Below are 23,293 nucleotides of genomic sequence, written 5' to 3' on the forward strand. Positions count from 1 at the left end.
GCTACGCGATCCGTGCGCCGCCCTGCGCGGGCACCACGTCCGTCCACTTCGGACGGCCGGTGACGACGAACGTGGTCTGCTTCGCCAGCGACACCGCGTGATCGGCGAACCGTTCGTAGTACCGGCTCAACAAGGCCGCGTCGACGGCTTTCGTGGTTCCGTGGGCCCAGTTCTGGTAGTCGATCACCGTGAAGAGCGTCCGGTGCAGGTCGTCCATGTCGTCGTCGACGCTGATCAGTGTCCTGGCCAGTACGGCGTCACGGCTCTGGACGGCCTGCCCGGCCATCACCGCCAGCCACACCGCGATGCGGCCCATTTCGACGAACCGCGGCACGAGCACGTGCGGCACCACCCGGGCCGGGTACCTGCGCTGGACGGCCTCGGCGACATGAATCGCCAGCCGTCCCATCCGGTCCAGGTCGCCGACGGCGTGGATCGCCGCCAGGACGACCCGCAGATCGGTCGCCACCGGCGACTGCAACGCCAGGATCGCGTGCGCGTGCCCCTCCGCCTCCGTCTTGACCCGGTCCAGGGTCGCGCCGTCGGCGATGACCTCGCGTGCCAGCTCGCCGTCGGCTTCGACCAAGGCCGTGCCTGCCCGGTCCATCATGTCGGCGACCAGCCGCGACGTCCGCAGCAGCCGGGTGACGAGCCGGTCGAGTTGTTCGTGGTACGAGGTGCGCATACACCCGATCCTCGTGTGCCGGGAGTCGCTTCCCGGTGACACGGGACCGAATTTCACGGGAACAGTACGCCGATCACCCCGGTCCCGATCTCTTGTTGACGCCTGTCGTCAGCCGACGTGGATTCCCGGCCGCAGTGCGGGATCGAGTCGCCGAGGCCGGGATTTCCCGGAAACCTTCGATTTCGTCAAGGTCGCCCCGCCGTGCCGGGCTTGCCGCCGATGGACTCCTGATAGGCGTCCGCGTAGGTGGGCGTGTCCTTGATCAGCTCGTCGCAGAACGCGGCGACGTCTTCACCGATGAGTTCCAGCACCCCCTTGCCGGACGCGGCCCCCTCCTCGAAGAAGTCCACGATCCCGGAGAGCAGCGGCCCCTCGGCCAGGTCGACCGGCCCCACCTTGAACAGGTACTTCTGCATCTCCTGGTAGACGATCCGGTAGTCCGGCGGGAGCGTCTTGACCCGTGCCACGTGCGCACGCCACTGTCTCTTGCCCTCGATGATGTCCTGGATGCCCACGTCAGCCTCCCAGCTGCTTCAGTTTCCTGGCGACATTCCGGTTCAGCTGCCGGCGCCAGCGATCACGAAAGCCGCGGCCACGTTCCTCCCCCGCCAGCGCCGCGCAGAAGCCCTCGATGTCGTCGCCCAGGACGTCGTGCACGCTCTGCCCGTCCGCGGCCGTTTCCTCCAGCAATCCCAAAGCGCCGTCGAGAATCGGCATCAGGTTCCGGCCGGTGAAATCCGAATAGGACGAAAGATGCCCCGTGATCTGCTCCCACACCGCCCGATGGTCGGCGGGCAACGCCTGCGCCCGCGCTTCGAACGCCTTCCATTCCCTGGTGAGATCACTGCCGGTGACGGTCTCCCAGAAGTTCATTTCCCGCCCTCCTTGAGCTTGTCGATCCGCGAAGTGACGTACTCCCACTTCGCCCAGAACCTCGCGAGCTCCGCGCGACCCGCGTCGTTGAGCGCGTAGAACTTGCGCGGCGGCCCCTGCTCGGACGGCCGTTTCGTCACCAGGACCAGACCGTTCTTCTCCAGCCGCAGCAGGATGGCGTACACCGTCCCCTCGACCACCTCCGCGAAGCCGAGCTCGTTCAACCGACGCGTGATGGCGTACCCGTAGGTCTCCTCGCCGCCGACGATCTCCAGCACGCAGCCCTCGAGCGTGCCCTTCAGCATCTCGGTCAAACCGTCCATGGTGCCCCTTCGACTGCCTGGTACCCAGTAGCACTGAGTACCAGTACAAAGTAGCACAGAGTACTGTCGCGATCAGGCGACGGCCTTGGACTCGACCTCCGTGTCCGCCTTCTCGCGCAGGTCGACACCCCGGGTTTCCGGGAGGGTGAAGACGACCAAGGCGCTGATGACCATGAGCACCATGCCGTAGACGACGAACAGCGACGGCTGGCCGTTCTTCGCGAGGAGCGTCTGCAGATACGGCGCGGTACCACCGAAGGACGCGACCGCGATCGAGTACGGCACGCCGACGCCGATGGTGCGGATACGGGTCGGGAAGATCTCCGCGTAGACCGCGGGGCCGATGGAGGAGAACCCGGCCATGAAAACCAGGGCGATCGACATCGCGAGGAACAACTGCCACGCCTGGTCGCCGACCATCGCGTTCAGCGGGAAGCTCAGCACGAGCAGCCCCACGATCGCGATGAACAGGACCGGTTTCCTGCCGATGCGGTCGGACAGCCTTCCCCACAACGGCAAGGCGATCAGGAAGACCACGTTCGCGAACACGCCCGCCCACAGCGCACCGGTCGGATCGACTCCGCGCACGGTGATCGCGTACGACGGCGCGGCGACGGCCCACATGTAGTAGATGACCGTCGCCCCGACGGTGAGCCCGACGACCTGCGCGAGCAGCTTCGGATTCTGCTTGAGCGTCTGCCAGATGCGGCCCTTCTCGGCCTTCTTCCCGGCGGCGTCGTCCTTCGCCGCCTCGGCGAGGAACACCCCGGTTTCCCGCATGCGCAACCGCATGTAGAGCGAGTAGATCCCGAAGACGCCACCGAGCACGAACGGGATCCGCCAGCCGTAGGAAAGCATTTGCTCGTGGCTCAGCGCACCGGAGAGGACCGCGCCCAGCAGCGTCCCGGCGAGCACGCCGCACGTGCCCGAGAAGTAGATCAGGCTCGACCACAGCCCACGCCGGGCGGGCGGGGCGACCTCGGCGATGTAGGTCTGCGCCGACGGCAGCTCACCGCCGTGCGCGAGGCCCTGCGCCAGCCGTGCCACCACGAGGATCACCGACGCCCACACGCCGATTTGGCCGTACGTGGGGGAAAAGCCGATGACGAGGCTGCCGCCGGCGGCGATCGCGACCGTCAGGGTCATCGACAGCTGACGGCCTTTGTGGTCGGCGATCCAGCCGAAGACCAAGCCGCCGAGGGGCCGGGCGGCGAAGCCGACCGCGAAGACCGCCAAGGTGCTCAGCAGCGCCGAAACCTCGTCCTGCGCGTTGAAGAACTGGGCGGCGAAGAACGACGCGAACGTCGCGTAGATGTTCCAGTCGAACCATTCCATCGCGTTGCCCGCGCCGAGCCCGAACAGGGTGCGGCGGCGGTCCTTGCCCGCGGTCACGCTCATCGGGTGGCTCCTTCGGCGAAGCGGTCGAGACGGCGGATGGCGAGTTCGGCGTAGACGGTGGCGGCCCTGGACAGCACGGACGGATCGAAGTCGGCGTACGGGCTGTGGTTGTTGGGCGCGGTGTCCGGCTCGAGCCCGGGCATCAGCGCGCCGAGGCCGAGGAACGTGCCCGGCACCTCGGCCAGCACCCGGGAGAAGTCCTCGGAACCGGCCACCGGATTGGGCAGTTCGGTGTAGTATCGCTCGCCGATCGTTTCGCGGACGACCTCGGCGCCGAACGCGGTCTCGTCGACGTCGGTGACGGTGACCGGGTACTCGCTTTCGAACACGACGTCGGCGGTGACGCTGTGCGCTCGCGCGACGCCGTCGATCGTCTCGCGGATCGCCGTGTCGAGCAGTGCGCCGGTGGCGTCCGAGAAACAGCGGACGGTGGCCTCGAATTCTGCGGTGGCGGGGATGACGTTGCGCTTGGTGCCGCCGCGGATGACACCGACCGTGATCACCGCCGGGTCGAAGATGTCCAGGCGCCGGGTGACCATCGTCTGCAACGCGGTGATCATCGCCGCGGTCGCGGAAATCGGGTCCTTGGCGCGGTGCGGCATCGACCCGTGGCCGCCTTCGCCGTGCACGGTCACGAGCAGCCGGTACGACGCCGACATCAGCGTGCCGGGACGACTGGCGAACTGCCCGCTGGGCAGCATCGACGAGAAGACGTGCAGCCCGTAGGCCGCGTCGGCGCGCCTGCCCGCGGCGTCGAGCACGCCTTCCCGGAGCATCACGCCCGCGCCGTCCCAGCCCTCCTCGCCGGGCTGGAACATCAGGACGACGTCGCCGTTGACGCGATCGCGGTGGGTGTGCAGCAGCCGGGCCGCGCCGACCAGCGACGTGGTGTGCAGATCGTGGCCGCAGGCGTGCATCGCGCCGTTCGTGGCGGCGAAGTCCAGGCCCGTCGCTTCGGCCACCGGAAGCGCGTCCATGTCCGCGCGCAGCAGGACCGTCCGCGGTCGCGCCGAATCCCGGGCCGTGCCCTCGCCGCGCAGCACCGCGGTCACCGAGGTCGTGTCCGTCCCGGTGGAGACCTCCAGGCCGAGCCCGTCGAGTTCACGCAGGACCCGCTCCTGGGTGCGGGGCAGGTCGAGACCGATCTCGGGCTCGCGGTGCAGGTCGCGCCGCAACCGGACCAGCTCGTCCTGCAGGCTTCGAGCGTCGTCGTGAAGGTCCACCGGTCGATCTCCTCTTCGTCGGACGTCGGCGTCTTGGTCGTCGAGTGTGCGAATCGGCGTCCGATATCGGGCTAGAATTGTCGGAATCGCTCAACGATCGGCCCTGGGAAGCGCAAATGATGCTCGATTCGCTGGATGAGGAGGACTTTTCGCTCATTCACGCTCTGCAACTGCGGCCTCGGGCGTCCTGGGCGCAGCTGGGCGAAGCCCTCGGTTCGTCGCCGGTGACGCTGACCCGGCGGTGGGAGCGGCTGCGCGACGGAGGCGGAGCCTGGGTGACGGCTTATCCGCGCGTGCCGGGGCGGTCCCGGATCCAGGCCGCGTACGTCGAGATCCGCTGCGCGAGCGGCCAGGTGCGGGCTCTGATCCGCGAGCTGTCCAGCTGGCCGTCGGTGGTCAGCATCGAGGAGGCTTCGCGCGAGTACAGCCTGGTGCTGACGGTGTTCGGCCTCGGCATGCACGACCTGTCGACACTGCTGCTGGACGCGATCCCCGGGCTCCCCGGTGTGCTGAACATCCGTTCGCATCTGGTGTCGCGGTTGCACGTCGAAGGCAGCTCGTGGCGGGTGGGAGCGCTGGACCGGGGGCGCGTGCAGGCGTTGTCCCAGCTACCGCCGTCCGGCGGCGCGGGCGGGCGGCAGACGGCGATGCAGCCGTGGCAGGAGCCTTACGCCGCGCTGACCGCCGCGCTGGGCGAGGACGGCCGCCGCACCGCCGCGGACCTCGCCCGGCTCACCGGCCGCCCGGTGTCGACCGTCCGGCGCCAGCTCGGCCAGCTGATCGCCGCCGACGCGCTGACGTTCCGGTGCGAGATCGCGCAGGGGCTCACCCCGTCGCCGATCGTCGTCAACTGGTGGTGCCAGGTGCCTGTCGCGCACGTGCCGACCTGCGTGGACCGGCTGCGGGCGAACCCGGCCATCCGCCAGATCGCGAGCCTGCCCGGCCCGGCGAATCTGCTGGTGACCACGTGGATGCGCTCGATCGAGGAATCGATGCGGATGCAGGAGCATCTGGAACAGGACCTGGCGCCGCTGTCGATCGTCGACTCGGCGCTGATCCTGCGGACGGCCAAACGGATGGGCTGGCTGCTGGACGATTTGGGGCGCAGCACGGGGTTCGTCGTCACGATGCCTGCTCGCCGGGAGTGAGGCTTGGTGAGGGTGGGGAAAGGGGGCGTTGCGAAAGCCACTTTCGTAACGTTGAAGGTTGCGAAAGTGGCTTTCGCAACACGTTATGTCGCCGTTGGTCAAGTCAAGACTGGAGTCGATCGGGCGGGCGAGCCCACGGCGGCAGAGCCGGCTGGCAGACCGTCCGGTTCATGCCTCCATGTGCGATTTTGCGGTGGGGTCGTGAGTGATAAAGGCGGTTAGAACGATCATTACCACTCACGACCCCCGCGAAGCGCCCGCGACATCGGGCACGCCGCCTCAGCGTCAGGTCATCGCGACCAGCGTCCGCCGCTTCCCCGTGAACGGCTCCCGCCCATGCGCCATCAGCATGTTGTTGATCACCATGATGTCACCCGGCTGCCACGGGAACGCGTAGCTGACCTCGTCGTACGCCGCCTTGATCGCGTCCAGGTCCGCTTGCGGGATCGGCGAGCCGTCGGCGAAGAAAGCGTTGCGGGGCAGGTCTTCCACGGGGTACAGCTCCAGCAGCGCCTCGCTGACCTCCTCCCCCAGGCTCGAAACGTGGAACAGGTTGGCCTGGTTGAACCACACGGTCCCGCCGGTGTGCGGTTCCGTGACGAACGACGGGCGCACGTGCCGTGTGCGCAGGCCTTCGTCGGTCCACTCGTACGTCTGGCCGTTGGCGGTGCAGTAGTCCTCCACCGCCCGCCGGTCTTCGGTCTGGAACGCCTCCTGCCAGCTCAGCCCGAGGCCTTCGCGGAACGCCCGCGTGTAGGTGACGCCGCCCGCGAAGCGCTCGCGCAGGTCTTCCGGCAGCAGGCGGTACATCGCGCGGCTGTCCGCGATCGGCGTCGCGCCACCGGTTTCGGCCGCGATGTCGCACAGGAAGAAGAGGCGATCCGGCCAGTGCGCCGAGTACGAGCTCTCGTTGTGCATCGGGATCGACTCGGCGGGCGGGTACTCCGTCGAGGTGTAGATGTTGCCGGAGACCGCCGAGCGCGGCGTCGACCGTTCCGTGTAGGTCAGCAGCGAGCCGCCGATCTCCTCGGTGACCTGGTTGAACACCGTCAGGTCGGCGGGCATCCCGCGCAGCAGGATCGCGCCGTGCTCGCGCAGCCGGTCCTGCAGTGTTTCGCGGTGCGCGCGCACCCAATCCAGGCCCGTGGCCGGGTACACGGTGAGTTTCGTGTGTTCGTTGCCCTCGATGTGCCCGAGGTTCGCCGTGAGTTCGGCGGTCATGACTCCTCCAGTTCGAATCGGATCAGCTTGGCGGCCTCGGCGTGCAGCGCGGCGAGGTCTTCGGTGTCGGCGAATCCCGCGGCGAGCACGTTCACCGCGTAGATCTCCTGGTCGTCGGTGAGCAGCTGGCCGGGGCGCACGATCGTGACGACCTCCAGCACCTCGGGCAGGTCGGCGACCTCGTCGGTGCCCTCGACGCGGACCAGCCGCCCGGTGCCCTCGGCGTAGAAGATGAGGTAGCCCACCGGCACCGGCAGGCCCTTTCCTCGCGCGGGCGGAGGCGTGCCCAGTGCCAGCGACACGGCCTCGGCGATGACGTCGATGCCGGTCGCGAGCTTCAGCAGCACCGGTTGGGCACCGCCGGCCGGACGACCCGCGTTCACCTCGACGATCGTCGGGCCGAGTTCGGCGTCGTCGATCAGTTCCAGATGAGCGCAGGTGTTGTCCAGGCCCAGCGCGAGCGCGGCGGCCGTCGCGGCCGCGAAAAGCCGTTCGGTGTCCTTTTCGGACAGTTCGAGCGGCGGGCAGACCATGCCCAGTTCGAACTTGCGCTCGTCGATCAGCGGCTTCTCCACCACGGCAACCGGTTCCGCGACGCCGTCGCGCACCAGGACGTCGACCGCGTACTCCGGGCCACGCAGCAGGCCTTCCACGAGGAACACCTTCAGCGGGTCGACCGACCCGACGAGCCGGTGGTACCGGGCGTCCTCCGACAGCGGCAACCGCTCGGCCAGCAGCCGGTACGCCGCCGCCAGTTCGTCCACTGTGGACACAGTGCGCACGAGGTTGCTCGCCGCGCCGTTCACCGGTTTGACGATCGCCGGGAGCCCGACCGCCTCGGCCACCGACGCCGCCTCGGACTCGGCCGAGATCAGCGCGCAGCGCGGACCGGGCAGTCCGGCCGCGGCGAGCGCCTGCCGGACCGCGAACTTGTTGTGCGCCACAGCGAACACCGACGCCGGGCAGCGTGCGACGCCGAGCAGTTCGGCCGCACGGGCGACGCTCGCGATGATCCCCTCGGCGGCGGTCACCACCCCGGCCGGAAGCGGCGTCCGCGCCCGGATCGCCTCGGCCACGGATTCCGCGTCACGGACATCGCTGACGACGATGAAGCCGTCCACCACGTCCGCCAGTTGCGTCAGCTCGGCCGGCTCGAGGGGCTCGGTGACCAGCTCGGCCCGCAGGCCGGTCGCGCGCACGGCGGCCACGATGTCGGCGATCCACTGTCCTGCGGTCTCGCAGACCACGAACGCGGTGTTCACACTTCCTCCAGTTCGAGCCGGACGAGCTTGCTCGCCTCCGCGTGCAGGGCGGCGAGGTCGTCGTGATCGGCGAACCCGGCCACGACCAGGTTGACCGCGTAGGTCTCCTGTTCGTCGGTGAGCACCTGCCCCGGCGAGACGGTGGTGACGACGTCGATCACCTCGGGCAGGTCGGCGACCTCGTCGAGCCCGCCGATCCTCGTCAACCGGCCCGAGCCGGACGCGTAGAGGATCAGCATGCCCAGCGGGATCGGCAGTTTCGCCGGTTCCCGCGCCGGCGGCGGAGCGCCCACCGCGAGCGCGGCCAGCTCGGCGAACACGTCGATGCCGGTGCGCAGCTTCGCCAGCAGCGGCATGATCGATCCGGCGGGCCTGCCCGCGTTGACCTCGACGATCGTCGGCCCGCGGTCGACGTCGTCGATCAGCTCGACGTGGGCACAGGTGTTGTCGAGCCCCAGCGCGCGGACGGCGGCGACGGCCGCCGCAGTGACCAGGCCGGCCCGGTCGGCGGTGAGCCCGGCGGGCGGGCACGACAGCGCCAGCTCGAACTTCCGCTCGTCGATCAGCGGCTTGTCGAGGATCTCTACCGGTTCGGCCACCCCGTCGCGGACCAGCACGTCCACCGCGTACTCCGGGCCGCTCAGGAACCCTTCGACGAGAAACGTCGCCGACGGGTCGAGTGTCCCCAAAGGACGGTGATAGCGCGGATCCGCGGATTCGGGCAGCCGCGCGGCCAGCAGCTCGTAGGCGGCCGCCAGCTCGTCCACACTGGACACGGTGCGGACGAGGTTGCTGCCCGCTCCGTTGACCGGTTTGACGATCGCCGGGAACCCGACCGCCGCGGCGACCGACGCCGCCGCGGCGGCCGACGAGATCAGCGCGTACGCGGGGCCGGGCAGCCCGGCCGCGGCGAGGGCTTCCCGGACGGCGAACTTGTTGGCGCACAAGGCGAACACCGACGCCGGGCAGCGCGCCACCCCGAGCAGTTCCGCGGCGTGGGCGGTACTCGCGATGGCGCCGTCCGAACCGGTGAAGATCCCGGCCAGCGCGCCGCCGTCGACCTCCCGGACCTTCGCCGCGACGGCTTCCGGGTCGTGGACGTCGTCGAGCGCGACGATGTCGTCCACCACACCGTCCAGCGACGCACGCTCGGCCTCGTCCATCGGCGGGGCGAGCAGCACGACGCGGTGCCCGGCCGCCCGCATCGACGGCGCGACCTCGCCGACCCAGTGCCCGCGGGCCTCCCTGACCAGCACTGCCGTACTCATGCGGCTTCCTTCCCGGCGAGCTTGCGCTCCCGTTCCTGTGCCCCCACCAGATCGTCGGGCAGCGAATCGGGTACCTCGGTGTCGAACCGGCGCAGCCGCCGCAGCGAGAACCCGCCCACGTTGATCAGCAACAGGATCAGCGCGAAGACGACGTAGGCGAGCCCGATCCCCCGCGTCTCGCCGGTGCCCAGCACGGCGCCCACCGACCCGGTCAGCGCGCCACCCGGCGCCAGCAGCGGCGAGAACCAGCCGACGGCCAGCGGTGCCAGCACGGCGAACCCGATCGGCAGCGTCGACCACGTGATCGTCTGGTTGATCGCGAACACCCGGCCGTGGAACCGCTGCGGCACCTTGACCTGCACCAGCGTCGCGTAGATGCCCTGCGACACGGCCATCGCGGCGGCCAGGAGGAACACCCCGGCCGCGACGACGATCAGCGAAGGCCGCAGGCCCATCACCAGGCTGCCGAGCGCGATCCCGACGTTGCCGGCGAGCACGCCGACCATCCGCCGCTGCCGCGGTCCGCCCCACAGCGCCATCCCGATGCCGCCCGCCACCGCGCCGAGCGCCTCGGCCAGCGCCACCTGCGCGACGTCGGTGACCGAACCGAACGACAGCACGAGCGGCGAGAGGAGCACCAGCGCGGGGGCGAGGAAGACGTTCGCCAGCGCGAAGTACAGCAGCATCGTGCGGAAACCGCGGTGGTTCCACGAGTACCGCAGCCCGCCCGCGATCGCCGTCAGCAGCGGTTCGCGGGGGCGCCAGCCCATCATGTCCGGGAAGCGCACCAGCAGCAGGCCCACGATCGCGAACACGTAGCTCGCCATGTCCAGGATCAGGATGCCGGACAGCTCGATCGCCGCCAGCAGCCCGGCCGCGAGGACCGGCATCAGCAGCTGGGCGAACCCGTTGGACAGCTGCGCGAGACCCATCGCGTGCCCGAGGTACTGCTTCGGCACCAGCTGCGCCACCGACGATTGATAGGCGATCCGCTGGAACGAAGAGGCCACCGACCCGAGCGGGATCAGCACATAGAACAACCACAGCTGGACCTGCCCGGTGAGCAGCAGCAACGCCAATATCAGCTGGATCCCGCCCGCGATACTGCTGGCCGCGATCATGATCCGCCGCCGGTCGCCGCGGTCGACCAGTGCGCCCGCCACCGGCAGGACGAGCACGCCGAACAGCAGTGCGAGCGCCCACAGCAGGCCGAGGTCGGCCACCGAGCCCGTGCGGGTGTAGAGCCAGATGGGCACCGCGAACGACGTCAGCGCCGAGCCGGTCGAGGAGACCAGCTGCCCGATCGTGATCGTGACGAACCGGCCCATACTCGGCCGGACCTTGGGTTTGTCGTCCACGACCGCCCGATGCGTCTCGTGCACCGCCCAGGCGGCGTCTTCACCGCGGACCCGGACGTCGAGTTCGCCGGGATCGTCCAGCGCCGGATGCACCCGCGTGACGATCTCCGCGAGTTCTTCGGCCCGGTAACGCAGGAAGAAGTGCCCGGCCTGGTCGAGCACCACGAGCGCGGTGGTGTCGGTGAGGAACTCCCATTCCCGGTACCGCTCGGCGTAGTAGTCGGTGACCGGGTCCTCGGAGCCGACCACCGACACGATCGGCGCGCGCAGTTTGGCCACGCGGGCGTCGAGCAGGCCGCTGAAGTACTCCTCGGCGGCGCGGCTGTCGGCGCGCATGTTCGTGATGATCCGGTCGGCCTGCGCCGGGTCGAGGTCGTCGGTGTCGACGCCCATGCCCTTGAGCCAGTTCGAGTAGTACCGGTTGCTGCGCAGCTTCTCCAGCCGCGTGCGCAGTGTGCCCACCGCGCCCTTCATCCGGGCGAACGGGAAGATCGCGCCGATGTAGACGACCTCCAGCTCGCGGCCGCCCTCTTCGAGCAGCCGGGCGACGGCGACGGCGAGCGCGTTGCCGACACCGCAGTGACCGTAGATCGCCAGCGGTCCGTCGATACGGTCGAGGATCTCCTCGGTCAGCCGCTCGACCAGGTCGTCGAAGGGCAGGGCCTCCTCGGACAGCCCGACGTCGTGGCCGGGGATGGCGACCGAGTAGAGCGAGTGGCCCTCCGGGAGCGCGTCGGCCAAGGGCTGGTAGACGATCGCGCTGCCGCCACCGTAGGGGAAGCAGACGTAGGTCAGCGTCCGCTGCTTCGCCGGTTTGGTCAGCTCGTACAGCAGGTGCCGCGGCCGGTCGGCGTCGTCACCGTCCATGAAGGACGCCAGCTCGCGGATCGTGCGGTGCTGGAACAGGTCCATGACGCCGACCTGGCCCGCGCCCGCCTTGCCGATCCGCGCCACCACCTGGGTGGCCAGCATCGAATGGCCGCCGAGGTCGAAGAAGTCGTCGTCGACGCCCAGCTCGTCCACCTTGAGCACGTCTCGCCAGATTTCGGCGAGCAGGGTCTCGACCGGGGTCGACGGCGCGACCAGTTCCTTGGTCGCGTCCCGGGACGCGACCGGAGCGGGCAATGCCTTGCGGTCGAGTTTGCCGTTCGGGGTGAGCGGCAGTTCGTCGAGGGCGACGAACGACGGCGGGACCATGTAGTCCGGCAGGCTCTGCTTGAGCGCCGTCCGCAGCGTGCCGGGCTCGGCGTCGCCGACGACGTATCCGACCAGCCGCTTGTCCCCCGGCGTGTCCTCGCGGACGATCACGGCGGCGTCGCGCACGCCCGGCTGGGCGCGCAGGGTCGTCTCGATCTCCCCCAGTTCGATGCGGAGGCCGCGCAGTTTGACCTGGTGGTCGATCCGCCCGAGGAACGCGATCGTCCCGTCCGGGCGCCAGTGCGCGAGATCGCCGGTGCGGTACATCCGTCCACTGTGGAACGGATCGTCCACGAACCGCTCGGCCGTCAGCTCCGGGCGGTTGTGGTACCCCAGCGCCAGGCCGACGCCGGCGATGTGCAGCTCACCGGGCACGCCGACCGGGCAGGGCCGCCCGGCCCGGTCGAGCACGTAGATCCGGATGTTCTGGATCGGCGCCCCGATCGGCACCGACGCGACGTCGGCGAGCGCGGCGGGCGTGCAGTGCCAGGAGGTGACGTCGATGGCGGCTTCGGTCGGGCCGTAGAGGTTGTGCAGCTCGCAGCCGGGCAGCCGCCGGGTGAACTCGCGGGCGGCGTCGAGCGGCAGTTCCTCGCCACTGCACACGACCCGCCGCAGCGCCGTGCAGCTCTCGACGCCTTGTTCGGCCAGGAAGAGCGTGAGCATCGACGGCACGAAATGCGCGGTGGTGACGCTTTCCGACGCGAGCAGCTCACGCAGGTACGCGGCGTCCTTGTGGCCGCCGGGTTCAGCGAGCACGAGCCGCGCGCCGGTGATCAGCGGCCAGAAGAACTCCCAGACCGACACGTCGAACCCTGCCGGGGTCTTCTGCAGGACCGAATCGGTGCCGTCGAGGCGGTACGCGCGCTGCATCCAGTCGAGCCGGTTGACGATGCCGCGGTGACCGTTGGGCACGCCCTTCGGCTGACCGGTGGAGCCGGAGGTGTAGATGACATACGCCGGGTCTTCCGGTCCGGCGAGAGCTTCGGGCGGGGTGCCCGGTTGCCCCGTGGTCTCGGCAGGGTCGTCCAGTACGACGACGGTCGCGTCGCCCGGCGGCAGCGTTTCGCGCAACGCCGCCTGCGTCAGCACCACGGGCGCGGCCGCGTCCCGCAGCATGAACGCCAGCCGGTCGGCCGGATACTCCGGGTCGAGCGGGACGTACGCGCCACCGGCTTTCAGCACGCCGAGGAGCGCGACCACCAGCTCGAACGACCGCTCCGCGAACACCCCGGTGAGCACGCCCGGCCCGACGCCGAGGCCACGCAGCCGGTGCGCGAGCCGGTTGGCCCGCTCGTCCAGCTCGCGATAGGTCAGCGACGCGCCGCGGAAGGTCACCGCGGGCACGTCCGGCGTCCGGGCGGCCTGCTCCTCGACGAGCGCGTGCAGCGTGGTCTGCGGGAACTCGGTGGTCGTGTCGTTCCACCGCTCCAGGACGAGTTCGCGCTGCGCGGCGTCGAGTATGTCCACTTCGGACAGTCGCCGGTCCGGGTCGGCGACGATCGACCGCAGCAGCGTGACCAGCCGCCCGGCCATCCCGTCGACCGTGTCCGCGGTGAACAGCGCGGTGTTGTACACGAGCTTGCCGATCAGCCCGCGTTCGAGCTCGATCGCGTGGAACTCGAAGTCGAACCGGGTCGCGGGCAGGTCCATCGGCAGCCAGCGGAAGTCCACTTCGGACTCGCCCGCCTCGCCCATCCGGCCCATCTCGTAGTTCTGCAGCACGAACATCGCCTGGAACACGGGCGAGCGGCTGACGTCGCGGGGCACGCCGAGGGCGTTCACCAGCCGCTCGAACGGGACGTCGGCGTGCTCGAACGCGTCCAGCACGTGCCGCCGGGTGCGTTCGAGCAGTTCGGCGAACGTCGGGTCGCCCGCCAGTTGGGCGCGCAGGGGCAGCATGTTGATGAACATGCCCGCCACGCCCTCCAGCTCGGGCAGACCGCGCCCGGCCGACGACGAGCCGATCGCGAAATCCTCCTGGCCCGAGTACCGCGAAAGCAGCACCTGGTAGGCGGCCAGCAGGGTCATGAAGAGCGTGACCCCGTGCTCGCGGCTCAGCTCGCCGAGGGCGCGGGCGAGTTCGCGCTCGACGAAGAACTCGTGGATCGCGCCGTCGAAGCTCTGCTTGGCGGGCCGGGGCCGGTCGGTGGGCAGCTCCAACGGCTCGACCCCGGCGAGCTGCGCCTTCCAGTGCTCCAGCTGACGGTCGAGTTCGCCGCCGGTGAGCGTGCGGCGCTGCCAGTGCGCGAAGTCGCCGTACCCGATGCTCAGCGCGGGCAGCTCGGCCGTGCCGCCGGTGCTCAGGGCGTGGTACTCCGCGGCGAGGTCCCGCAGCAGCAGGTCGACCGACCAGCCGTCGCCCACGATGTGGTGCGTGCACAGGACCAGCAGGTGTTCCTCGTCGGACACCCGGGCCAGCGTCGCCCGCAGCAGCGGGCCCGTGGCCAGGTCGAACGTCTCGGCCGCGGCGGCGTCGACGGCGGCGCGGGCCGCTTCCTCGCTTCCCGCGTCCACTATGGACAGAGCGACGGTGACCGACGGTTCGATGTGGACGGTCGGCTGGCCGTCGTCCCCCTCCGGGAACCGCATCCGGAGCGCCTCGTGCCGTGCGGGCAGAGTGTCCAAAGCGGACCGGAGCGCGGCGACGTCGAGCCTGCCGGTCAGCCGGATCGGCACCGGGATGTGGTACGACCCGGTGCCCGGCGCGAACTGCTCCATGAACCAGACGCGTTCCTGCTGATAAGACAGCGGGACGACGGCATCGGCAGGACGCGGGGCGATGGTCGCGGCCGGTTCCGCGCGCCGTCGCAATCGCCGTTCGAGCAGGGCGCGGCGCGCGGCCGCGCTGGTTTCGTCGATCGCGGTCATGAGTTCTCGCCTTCGGCCAGCTGACGCTGGACCTCTTCGTCGCTGAGCTGGTCGAGGTCTTCCTCGAGCCGCCGCTCGATCTCCGCGGCGAGCCCGGCGACGGTGGTGAGGGTGAACAGTCCCCGCACCGGGATGTCGACCTCGATCTGCTTGCGCAGCCGGGCCATCGCGCGGATCGCCAGCAGCGAATTGCCGCCACGGGCGAAGAAATCGTCGTGCGCGCCGAGGTCGTCGATGCCGAGCAGCTCTCCGAGCACCTCGGCGACGAGCTCTTCGGCCGCGGTCCGGGGTGCGACGTACACCGGTGCCTCATCGGGTTCGGGATCCGGCAGCGCGGTCCGGTCGAGTTTGCCGCTGGCCGCCATCGGCAGCGCGTCGAGCGCCACGAACCGGGTCGGCACCAGGTACTCCGGCAGCGTCTTCCGCAGTGCTTCGGACGCGCCGTCGGTGCTGCCGACGACGTAGCCGACGAGCGCGTCGCCGCGGACCGCCACGGCCGCGTCCCGCACCGCCGGCAGTTCGCGCAGCGCCGCTTCGACCTCGCCGGGCTCGATGCGGTAGCCGCGCAGCTTCACCTGCTCGTCGGCGCGGCCGAGGTAGTCGAGCGAGCCGTCGCGACGCCGGCGGACGAGGTCTCCGGTCGCGTACATCCGGCCGGACGGGCCCTCGACGAACTTCTCCGCGGTCAGGTCCGGCAGGCCGAGGTAGCCGCGGGCGAGCTGGCGCCCGGCGACGTACAGTTCGCCCGGGACGCCCGGCGGCACCGGCTGCCCTCGCTCGTCGAGGACGTACGCGCGGGTTCCGGGTACCGGACGGCCGATCGAGACGGGCCCGGACGGCAGCACGTCCCCGGGCTCGATCCGGTGCACGACGCAGCCGACCGTGGCCTCGGTCGGGCCGTATTCGTTGACGACGAGCGTGCCGGGATGCCGGTCCCGCCACGGCTGGACGGCCTCGGCGGTCAGCGCTTCACCACCGAGCACCAGCTCACCCGTCGGGAACAGTTCCTCGGCGAGGATGGCGAGATGCGTCGGGGTCGCCTTGACGAACGTCGGGCGGCCACCGTCGACGACCGCGCCCCCGGCGGTGAGGGTGCCGAGCAGCGTCGTCACGGTGAGGTCGAATGACGCCGACGTGTGCAGCAGCGCCCGTCCGGCCAGGCCGGGGTACGCCTCCCGCGCCCACGCCAGGTACGTGTCGACGGCCCGGTGCTCGACCTCGACGCCCTTGGGCCGCCCGGTCGAGCCCGACGTGTAGATCACATAGGCGACGTCGCCCGGCGCGGCCGCGGGTTCCGGGTCTTCGGTGGCCGCGGCCGACCACTCGGCCGGGTCGTCCAGTGCCAGCGTCTTGGTGTCCACTGTGGACTCCCCGGTGACCAGCACGAACGGGACGCCCGCGTCGGCGAGGATCAGCGCCTGCCGGGGAGCCGGGTCGGCCGGGTCGAGCGGGACGTAGGCCGCGCCGCTCTTCAGCACCCCGAGCACGCCGGTCAGCAGGTCCGCCGAGTTCGGCACGCGGACGCCGACGACGGTGCCGGGACCGGCGCCCAGCTCGCGCAGCCGGTGCGCGACGCGGTTGGCCCGCGTGTTCAGCTCGGCGTACGTCAGGCGGACCCCACCGAAGTCGACGGCGGGCGCGTCCGGGTTCCGTCGTGCCTGTTCCTCGAAACGCGCGTGCACCGTCTTGGTGTCCGGAGTGGACAGTTCCGTCGGGTTCCACCCGTTCAGGACCAGTTCGCGTTCGGCGTCCGACAGCAGCGGCAGATCCGCGACCGACGCGGCCGGATCGGCCAGCGCCGCGTCGAGCAGCCGCACATACCGCTCGGCGATGGCTTCGGCGGTCTCGCGGTCGAACAGGTCGGTGCGGTAGACGAGCCTGCCGTCCACGGAGGTCAGGTCGATCGCGATGTCGTCCTTCGCGGTGGCCGAACGGATCGGCTCCAGCCCCGAGTCGGGCAGGAAGTTGAAGCCGAGCTGGTACAGCGCCTGCACGCCGGGATCACGCTCGGCCCCGACCGCCTCGGCCACCGCCTGGAACGGCACCTGGCTGTGGTCGATCGCCTCCAGCAACGTGGTCCGGACCCGGCCGACCAGCTCGGTGAACGCGGGCGCGCCCGAGCAGTCGACGCGCACGGCCATCTGGTTGACGAACATGCCGATCAGGTCGGCCAGCTCCGGCAGGTCGCGGCCGGCGACCGGGACGCCGACGACGATGTCGTCCACTCTGGACAGTCGCGAAAGGAGGGCCGCGTAACCGGCCAGCAGCACCATGAACGGCGACGCCGACAACTCCCGGCTCAGCTCTCCGACCCGGTCGATCAGGCCGTCCGGGAGGGCGAAGTGCACCTGGTCACCGGCGAACGTCAGCTCCGACGGGCGCGGCCGGTCGGTGGGCAGGCCGTGCACCGGCGGCAGCCCGGTGAGCTGCTTGCGCCAGTAGTCCAGCTGCTCACTGGACGTTTCGAGCTGCCCGCGCTGCCAGGCCGAGAAGTCCGGGTATTGGATGGCCAGCTCGGGCAGCTTCGGCTCGCGGCCCTCGAACACGGCGTCGCACGCCTCGCCCAGCTCCTTGCCCAGCACCAGCACCGAACCGGCGTCGAACACGGTGTGGTGCACGACGAACGTGAGCACCCACTCGTCGTCGGCCGTGCGGCACACCTGGGCCCGCCACGGCGGCGGCGAGTCGAGCGGGATGGCCTCGCGCGACACGCCACCGACGAGTTCGGTGAGCCGGGCTTCGCGGGCGTCGGCGGGCAGGTCCCGCAGGTCGTGCACCTCGGGGTCGATCGGCACCTCGGCGTGCACCACCTGCATGAGCGCGCCGCCCTCCATACGGAACGACGTGCGCAGCGCCTCGTGCCGCCCGACGATGACGCCGAGCGCGGCACGCCACTGCTCCGCGGTCAGCGGGCGGTCGAGCCGCGCCTGGCAGTGCAGGTTGTACACCGGGGACGCCGGGTCGAGCTGGCCGGACAGCCAGATCCGCTCCTGCCCGAACGAGGCCGGGAACGTCCATTCCTTCGTGTCGCTCATGATTTCCTGTTCAGTGAGAGGTCACGCGAGAGTGCCGCGTCGGTCCAGGTGGTCGTGAGTGGCGTTTCGGGTTCTAATCGAAACGCCGCTCACGACCCACCGCACGGCTCAGCGCTCGAGCTTGGGGATGGTGGTCCGGGCGGGTTCTTCGGCGGGCGCCTCGGCCTTGCCGGCGCGCAGCTCCTCGATCCGCTCGGCCAGGGTGGCCACCGTGGACGCTTCGAACAGCGTCTTCATCGCCAGCCGCGCGCCGGTGGCCTTGCGCACCTGGGCGATGAGCTGGATCGCGACCAGCGAGTTGCCGCCGAGGGCGAAGAAGTCGTCGTGCACGCCGATCTTCTCCACGCCGAGCAGCTCGGTCCACTGACGGGCGATCTCGGCCTCCAGCTCGGTGCGCGGGGCGACGTAGTCGTCTTCCGACACCGCCACCGGTGCTTCGCCGGGTTCCTCCAGTTCCTCGGCACTGACCTGGCGCTCGATCAGCTCCCGCACCGGCAGGGTGGTGATGACCACGTGCCCGCCGAGGCCGGGGGCCAGCGCCCGGACGAACGCCTCGGCACCGTCGACCGGCCGGATCCCGGTCGAGGTCCCCGCGCTGTCCACTGTGGACGATGATGAGGTCAGGCCACCGCCGACGGCGGCCTGATCGACCTGGCGCAGCACGAAATCCTCGATCGTGACGAGCACGCGGCCGGTCTCGTCGCACAGTGAGAGGTCGGCCGCCACCACCTGGTCGCCGCCGGAGTCGCGGTAGCGCAGATGACTACGGAAACTCGCCGGGAGCGCGTCGTGCACGACGATCCGGCCGTAGCTCATCGGCAGGTAGGTGCCGCTCCCCCGGCCGCGGCCGAACGCGGTCGCGACGTCCAGCAGCGCCGGGTGCAGGCCCCAGGCGCCGACGTCACCCGCCGCCGCGTCGGGGGCCGTGATCGTGGCCAGCTCCTCCTCCGCGCCGATGCGGTGTTCGCGCAACGCCGCCCAGCGCGGGCCGAAGGTGACCATGCTGGTGCGGCCGGTGCCGAAGCCGTGCCCGTCGTCGATCGGCTCGGTCCGCCCGGTCACCGCCGCGATGTCCACAGTGGACACCGGTTCGGCCGCGACCCATCCGGCGGATCCGCGCACGTGGGTCCGGCTCGCGCCCGCGACGTGGCTGGTCACGGTGAAGTCGTCGCCGTCGAACTCCACGCGGTACTCCGCGGTGGCGCCGTCCGGGACGCCGAACGGCTCCAGGAACGCGACGTCCCGCAGCTCGACGACGTATCCGTCGCCGGGCTTCGGCAGCGACGCGGCCACCGCCGCACGGACGGTCTCCAGGTGTCCCGTGCCCGGGACCACCGGCACCCCGGCGATCCGGTGCTCGTCGAGCAGCCAGTGCGTGGCCGCCGAGACGAGCCCGTGCGCGCCGTCCTCGGTGCGCGTGGTGAGCACGGGGTGCCCGACCGGGCCGAGCGCCCGCGACCGGGTGGTGCGGATCGTGGTCGGCGCGGCCACCTCCGCGGCCATGCCGACCTCGTCCCAGCCGCCCCAGGCGTGCGACACCAGCCGCGCCTGCCAGCCGTGACCGCCCCGCGCGTAGGCGTCGAGGAAGTTGTTGGCGGCGCAGTAGTCGACCTGCCCGATGCCGCCCACCGCCGCGGTGATCGACGAGCACAGCGCGACGAAGTCCATCGGCAGGTCGGCGAACGCCTCGGCCAGCGCCAGTGTCCCGGCGATCTTCGGGGCCAGCACGGCCTCGGCCGCGGCCCGCTCCTTCACCTCGGCGACACCGCCGCCGGGCAGCCCGGCGGCGTGCACGATCCCGTCGAGGCCGCCGAACTCGCGCTCGGCCAGCTCTCGGACCTCGCGCAGCCGCGCCGCGTCGGTGACGTCGGCGGCGACGACGTGCACCACCGCGCCCGCGGCCTCCATCCGCCGCACGGCGAGCATCGCGCGCCCGGCGCGGTCAGTGCCGCCGTGCGCGGCGAGGTGCGCGTCCCACTCCGCCCGCGGCGGCAGCCCGGCGCGGGTGAGCAGCACGAGCTTCGCCCGCACCCGGCGGGCGAGATCCTCGGCGAGGGTGATGCCGATACCGCCGGTCCCGCCCGTGATCAGGTACCGGCCGCCGTCGCGCAGCACCGGTTCGGCGGTCTCGGGCAGGGCGAGCTGGGTGTAGTCCAGCACCCAGCGACGGCCGGCCCGCAGCGCGACCTCGGCCGCCGCGTCCGCCGGGCGGAACAGCTCGGCGATGGCGTCCTGCACACGATCGGTGTCGATCCGGCGCACCACGGTGCCCGGCGCCTCCAGCGGCACCACCCTCGCGATACCGGCGAGGGTCGCGTGCTCGGGCCGGGTCAGATCGGTACCGGTGACGTCGGCGGTGCCGGTGCTCAGCACGTCGATCCGCACCGGCTCGCCCCAGGCCTGGACGAGATTGAGCACGCTGAAGAACCCGCGGTCCAGTGCGGCCATGCCGCGCTCGTCCCCGGCCAGTGCCCAGGCGTGGACGACCCGCTCGGGCCGGGCGGGCAGCGCGGCCACGAGTGCGTCGTAGTCCTCGCGGACCCCGGGCCGGACGGTGAATCCGGTCTCCGTCGCGGCGAACCCGTCACCGGGGCGCACCTCGGTGACCCCCACCCCCGCGTCGCGGAGCAGGCCGGGCAGGACGTCGTCGGTGGTGAAGACGAGCGCGTTCGCGAGGGGCTCGCGTCGCAGATCCGGTTCCGCCTGCCGCCACGCCGGGACCGCGAACCACTCGGACAGCGGCAGCGGACCGGTCGACCGCACGGGCCGGGTCGCCGTCACCGGGTCCGGGTCGACCCAGTACCGCTTGCGCGCATACGGGTAGCCGGGCAGCGGGACCCGGTTGCCCGGAGCACCGAACGTCCGCGGTTCCAGGGAAACCCCGTTCGTCCACAAGAGACCGGCCGCGCCGTAGAGCGTTTCGACGTCGCCGATGCGCTCGGTCCGGCCCGGCAGGCTCGGCTGCGGCGCGGGCATGCCCTTCGGCACCTGGCCGCGGGACAGCCCGGACAGCTGGTGACCCGGGCCGCATTCGACGAGCGCCCAGCGGCCGCCGCGCGCGAACAGGTTCTTGACGCAGTCGCCGAACCGGACGGCCTGACGCAGGTGCGAGGCCCAGTAGGCCGGGTCGGTGGCCTGGGCGTCGGTGATCCAGTCGCCGGTGACGTTCGAGAGGAACGGCCGTGTGGGCGCGGTGCGGGTGACGGCGGTGACGGCCGCGGTGAACTCGGCGAGGATCGGGTCCATCATCGGCGAGTGGAACGCGTGCGAGGTCACCAGTTCGCGGCACTGCACACCGCTGGACTTGAGCGTCGCCGCGAAATCCGCGACCGCGTCCGACGGCCCGGCCACGACACACGTGCCGGGCCCGTTCACCCCGGCGATCGCAAGCGTGTCCGGCAGCCGCGAGGCGACGCTCTCCTCGTCGAGCTGGACGGCCAGCATCGCCCCGGCGGGCATCGACTGCATGAGGCGGCCGCGGGTGGCGACCAGGTTCAACGCGTCCGGCAGGGTGAAGACCCCGGCGACGGTGGCGGCGACGTACTCGCCGACCGAGTGCCCGATCATCGCCGCCGGCCGCACGCCCCAGCTCAGCCACAGCCTCGCCAGCGCGTACTCGACGACGAACAGCGCGGGCTGGGTCACGCGGGTTTCCCTCAGCGCCTGCTCGCCCCCTGGCCGGAAGATCAGGTCGCGCAGCTCCGGCAGCTCGGCTTCGAGCAGCCGCAGGCACTCGTCGACGGCCGCGGCGAACACCGGCTCGGCGTCGTACAGCTCGGCGCCCATCCCGGCGTACTGGGAACCCTGCCCGGGGAAGAGGAACGCCACGTTCGTCTCCCCGGCCTGTGCGGACACGAGGCGCCGGGGGTCGCGCAGCCCGTCGACCGCGTCCTCCGGGTCACGGGCGACGACGACCGCCCGATGCGGGTACTCGGTGCGCCCGGCGGCCAGGGTGTACGCCACGTCGGCGAGGTCGACGTCCACGTCACCGGCCAGCCGCTCGGCGAGCTGGTCGACCGCGGCCGAGAGCGCCTCCGCGGTGTTGGCCGACACGCGCAGCAGATGCGCCGGGTGCGGCGTGCGGGACCGCTGCGGGCTCGGCGCCTCCTCCAGCACGACGTGGGCGTTGGTGCCGCCGACGCCGAACGAGCTGACGCCCGCCCGCCGCGGCACCCGGTCCGCCTCCCACTTCGTCACTTCGCGCGCCGGATAGAACGGGCTCGCCGGGAAGTCGATGCCGGGGTTGGGTTCGTGGTAGTTGATGGTCGGCGGGATCAGCCCGTGTTCCATCACGAGCACGGCCTTGATCAACGAGACCACGCCCGCCGCCTGCGACAGGTGGCCGATATTGGACTTCACCGAGCCGATCGCGCACCAGCCGGTGTCCTCGACCCCGTTTCCGTACACAGTGGACAGTGCGGTGATCTCGATCGGGTCGCCCAGCGCGGTGCCGGTGCCGTGCGCCTCGACGTAGCCGATGGTGCGCGGGTCGACCCCGGCCATGCCGACGGCCTGCGCGACCGCTTCGGTCTGCCCGGACACGCTGGGCGCGGAGAAGCCGACCTTGGTGGCGCCGTCGTTGTTGATCGCGTTGCCCAGCACGACGCCCCGGATGTGGTCGCCGTCCTCGATCGCCTGCGACAGCCGCTTCACCAGCACGACCCCGACGCCGCTGCTCCAGACCGTGCCGTTGGCGCCCGCGTCGAACGCGCGGACGTGGCCGTCCGGTGAGGTGAAGCCGTCGACACCCATGTAGCCGACGCCGTGCGGCATCTCCACGTTGACCCCGCCGGCCAGCGCCATGTCGCATTCGCCGTTGCGCAGCGCCTCACAGGCGAGATGCACCGCGACCAGCGACGTCGAACAGGCGGTGAACACCGCGAGGCTCGGGCCGCGCAGGTTGAGTTTGTACGACACCGAGGTAGTCAGGTAGCTCGGCTGGTTGCCGGTCGAGATGCCGATCCCGCCGTGCTGCGAGGCGAGGAGCCGCTCGTTGCGCATCAGGTTCTCGGTCAGGTATCCGGTGCCCCCGGACCCGCCGTAGACGCCGATCGCGCCGTCGAAGCGGGCCGGGTCGTAGCCCGCGTCGGTGAGCGCGGCGTGGCACGACTGGAGGAACAGCCGATGCTGCGGGTCGGTGATCTCGGCCTCGCGGCTGGTCATGCCGAACAGTTCCGCGTCGAACTCGTCGAAGCCGTCGACCACGGCGGTGGCGTTCACCCAGCTCGGATCGTCCACCGTGTCCGGTGCGGCGCCGCGGGCGATCATCTCCTCGCGGGTGGCGGGCACGATCGACTCGACGCCGTCGACGAGGTTGCGCCAGAACTGCCGCGCGTCACGCGCGCCGGGCACGCGCACGTCCAGTCCGACGATCGCGATGGGTTCGGCTCCGGGGTCGCCGGTGCCGGTTTCGGGGAGGTGGGTCACGGTG

At 71.0% G+C, this 23,293-nt stretch carries 13 protein-coding genes; 1 reads left to right on the forward strand and 12 read right to left on the reverse strand.

Annotation, left to right across the window (positions count from 1 at the left end):
• Position 1 precedes the first annotated feature (1 nt).
• The 6 genes from phoU to DMC61_RS22095 all read right to left on the reverse strand — a co-directional run bounded on the left by phoU (position 2) and on the right by DMC61_RS22095 (position 4,502).
• Complete coding sequence (gene phoU / locus DMC61_RS22070) at positions 2 to 685, reverse strand: phosphate signaling complex protein PhoU (RefSeq protein ID WP_125690908.1); 684 nt, start codon at positions 683 to 685, stop codon at positions 2 to 4.
• Positions 686 to 870: 185 nt separating this feature from the next.
• Positions 871 to 1,200 carry a DUF1048 domain-containing protein gene (locus DMC61_RS22075; RefSeq protein WP_125690909.1) on the reverse strand — a complete coding sequence of 110 codons (330 nt, stop codon included), beginning with the start codon at positions 1,198 to 1,200 and terminating at the stop codon, positions 871 to 873.
• A 1-nt stretch (position 1,201) separates the two neighbouring features.
• The gene (locus tag DMC61_RS22080; RefSeq protein ID WP_125690910.1) at positions 1,202 to 1,558 is read right to left on the reverse strand and encodes a DUF1048 domain-containing protein; all 357 of its coding nucleotides are present in this window, start codon (positions 1,556 to 1,558) and stop codon (positions 1,202 to 1,204) included.
• Positions 1,555 to 1,881, reverse strand: coding sequence for a PadR family transcriptional regulator (locus DMC61_RS22085; protein ID WP_063273411.1), 327 nt, complete (start codon positions 1,879 to 1,881; stop codon positions 1,555 to 1,557). Before DMC61_RS22085 ends, DMC61_RS22080 begins: the two co-directional genes overlap by 4 nt.
• Positions 1,882 to 1,953: 72 nt before the next feature.
• On the reverse strand, positions 1,954 to 3,279 hold the full coding sequence (locus DMC61_RS22090; protein ID WP_125690911.1) for an MFS transporter: 1,326 nt from the start codon (positions 3,277 to 3,279) through the stop codon (positions 1,954 to 1,956).
• Entirely contained in the window at positions 3,276 to 4,502 is a 1,227-nt protein-coding gene (locus DMC61_RS22095) for a M20 family metallopeptidase (RefSeq protein ID WP_125690912.1), read from the reverse strand. The genes DMC61_RS22090 and DMC61_RS22095 overlap by 4 nt, the downstream gene beginning before the upstream one ends.
• A gap of 116 nt (positions 4,503 to 4,618) precedes the next feature.
• Here DMC61_RS22095 and DMC61_RS22100 point away from each other — a divergent pair, with 116 nt between their 5' ends.
• The gene (locus DMC61_RS22100; RefSeq protein WP_233594901.1) at positions 4,619 to 5,650 is read left to right on the forward strand and encodes an Lrp/AsnC family transcriptional regulator; all 1,032 of its coding nucleotides are present in this window, start codon (positions 4,619 to 4,621) and stop codon (positions 5,648 to 5,650) included.
• Positions 5,651 to 5,935: 285 nt separating this feature from the next.
• Here the strand turns inward: DMC61_RS22100 and DMC61_RS22105 are convergent, their stop codons facing one another.
• From DMC61_RS22105 to DMC61_RS22130, 6 genes are all read right to left on the reverse strand, one after another.
• Entirely contained in the window at positions 5,936 to 6,871 is a 936-nt protein-coding gene (locus DMC61_RS22105) for a TauD/TfdA family dioxygenase (RefSeq protein WP_125690913.1), read from the reverse strand.
• Positions 6,868 to 8,133, reverse strand: coding sequence for an ATP-grasp domain-containing protein (locus tag DMC61_RS22110; protein ID WP_125690914.1), 1,266 nt, complete (start codon positions 8,131 to 8,133; stop codon positions 6,868 to 6,870). Before DMC61_RS22110 ends, DMC61_RS22105 begins: the two co-directional genes overlap by 4 nt.
• Positions 8,130 to 9,401, reverse strand: coding sequence for an ATP-grasp domain-containing protein (locus DMC61_RS22115; protein WP_125690915.1), 1,272 nt, complete (start codon positions 9,399 to 9,401; stop codon positions 8,130 to 8,132). The genes DMC61_RS22110 and DMC61_RS22115 overlap by 4 nt, the downstream gene beginning before the upstream one ends.
• Positions 9,398 to 14,827: a non-ribosomal peptide synthetase/MFS transporter gene (locus DMC61_RS22120; RefSeq protein WP_125690916.1), complete on the reverse strand. Its 5,430-nt coding sequence runs from the start codon at positions 14,825 to 14,827 to the stop codon at positions 9,398 to 9,400. The genes DMC61_RS22115 and DMC61_RS22120 overlap by 4 nt, the downstream gene beginning before the upstream one ends.
• Positions 14,824 to 17,862, reverse strand: coding sequence for a non-ribosomal peptide synthetase (locus DMC61_RS22125; protein ID WP_125690917.1), 3,039 nt, complete (start codon positions 17,860 to 17,862; stop codon positions 14,824 to 14,826). Before DMC61_RS22125 ends, DMC61_RS22120 begins: the two co-directional genes overlap by 4 nt.
• A 108-nt stretch (positions 17,863 to 17,970) precedes the next feature.
• Positions 17,971 to 23,289 carry a type I polyketide synthase gene (locus DMC61_RS22130; RefSeq protein WP_125690918.1) on the reverse strand — a complete coding sequence of 1,773 codons (5,319 nt, stop codon included), beginning with the start codon at positions 23,287 to 23,289 and terminating at the stop codon, positions 17,971 to 17,973.
• Between the last annotated feature and the right edge of the window lie 4 nt (positions 23,290 to 23,293).

It is taken from the genome of Amycolatopsis sp. WAC 04169, assembly GCF_003947535.1.
Taxonomy (GTDB): domain Bacteria; phylum Actinomycetota; class Actinomycetes; order Mycobacteriales; family Pseudonocardiaceae; genus Amycolatopsis; species Amycolatopsis keratiniphila.